Origin of the sequence: Nocardia sp. NPDC023852 (assembly GCF_040639505.1) — a bacterium.
In the GTDB taxonomy this organism is placed as follows: domain Bacteria; phylum Actinomycetota; class Actinomycetes; order Mycobacteriales; family Mycobacteriaceae; genus Nocardia.
Genome location: NZ_JBFAAB010000077.1, coordinates 1 through 1,726 on the forward strand (window position 1 = coordinate 1; position 1,726 = coordinate 1,726).

Consider the following 1,726-nt stretch of genomic DNA (forward strand, 5'->3'; position numbering starts at 1 on the left):
CGATGTTGGCGAACCATGATCCGAGACGAAAGACAGGCGGCCCGAACCACACTCACCCGCCATACCGATGCCGCTTGACAAATACAGAGGTATCATGGGTAAGGGACCGGCTTCGGTTTCAAACCAGCACCGGTCGGCGTACAACATCGCGGCACCTTGCTGATTGGGGATCAGCGCAAGCTGTTCGGCGACCTGCAACGGGTCATACAGGCTGCGTAGTGATGCCACCTGGCCGTCACGGAATCGAAGACGTCACAGCCCTCGAAAAACGCCGATGGTCTACTGGACTGCTTCAGGTACTCGGCGTGACCGGAGGCCCCGCGCCACAGCGAGTTGCGATGGAGCTGGAAGGTTATGGGCGGATCAGTTCGGCCACGACGTCGCGGAATCCGATTCCGTGGTTGGCCCAGGAGTTATACGAGCCTGACGCGGGGGTGCGGCGGAGGCCGGGTATCGAATTGAGTTCGTTGAATAGCAGCTCGCCGTTGTTGCGGAGGAAGAAGTCGACTCGGGCCAGGCCGCGGCCGTCGAGGAGGTTGAAGACAGTCCGCGCCTGATGTTGGATGCGGTCGATAGTGGCGGGAGAGAAGTCGGTGTCGATCAGACGCCGGAGGCTGCTCGCGGCTTGGAGTTTCGTTTCGTGGCTGTAGATTTCGCTGTTCGGCACTTTGCCTGCTATGCGGGAGGTCATCATCGTAGTACTGGTTTTGAGCACGTAGCAGTGGACTTCGATCGCGGGGATGTACTGCTCGATGAGGCATTCGGTGCCGAAGGGTCGGGCCTGCGCGATGGCGGTGGGTAGCTCGGATCGGTCTCGGACGAAGCCGACACCGATCGATGAGCCTTGGGTGCGCGGTTTGACGACGTAGGGACCGTCGAAGGGCAACTGCAGCTGGTCGGGGTCGATGGTGTTGATGTCGATCAGCCTGTAGTCGGGCACCGCGATGGCGTGACCACGCACGATCGCTTTGGACGCGGCTTTGTCCAGGCTCAGGGCCGCGCCCAGCACAGTCGGTCCCGCGCAGGGGATGTCGAAGAACTGGCACAGCCCTTGAATGCTTCCGTCTTCACCGACCGATCCGTGGAACACCGGCAGCACGACGTCGATGGTGAGCTGCGCGCCCTCGGGGGAAGTCGGGGCCAGTCGCATGACACCGTGGGACAGCGCCAGATGGTATTCGGGCAGTGTGGTCAGCCGGTCCACGGGCGTGTCCGAGTCGAGGTAGGTGTCGGCGGTGGCGCTGTTGCACACGAGAAGCCGACCGTCCTGGCAGACGTAGATCCACACCACCTCGTCATCGAGGGTCGCGAGGATCGGGATCAGGGCGTTGGCGGTGTCGATCGAGACGCGATGCTCGCTGGAACGGCCACCGAAGAAGACACCTAGCGTGGTCATGTCGGAGTCTCCGGTTGTCCTGGATCGCAACGGATCTGCTCGGTGGGATGGGTTTGCTCAGTCGGTCGCCGACGCGACAGCCTGATCGGTGGTCGGGTCGTGGTCGGCGTCGAGCGCATCGAGGTGGGCAACCACATAAGGGACGGTGACTTTGTCGAATCCGCCCGGCACGTCGAGCACCGGGTGCACATTCACTTCGAAGACCACCCCGCCGTGGTGCGGGACCAGGTCGACACCGCCGAAAGGTAGTCCGACCGCGGCGGTCGCGGTGATCGCCAGATCGAGCAGCTCACGCGGGAGCGCGTCGGCGGGTAGTACGGTCGAGACCGC

3 protein-coding genes are annotated in these 1,726 nt (G+C 63.1%); all 3 read right to left on the reverse strand.

The window, feature by feature from the left end; translation table 11 throughout:
• Positions 1–228: hypothetical protein (locus AB0H00_RS31925; protein WP_357273661.1), on the reverse strand; the 228-nt coding region annotated here is incomplete at its 3' end.
• Positions 229–352: 124 nt separating this feature from the next.
• Positions 353–1,396 (reverse strand): ATP-grasp domain-containing protein, encoded by a 1,044-nt coding sequence (locus tag AB0H00_RS31930; protein ID WP_357273664.1) that lies wholly within the window; start codon positions 1,394–1,396, stop codon positions 353–355.
• A gap of 57 nt (positions 1,397–1,453) precedes the next feature.
• Positions 1,454–1,726 (reverse strand): hypothetical protein (locus AB0H00_RS31935; RefSeq protein WP_357273666.1); only part of this gene is annotated, 273 nt, incomplete at its 5' end.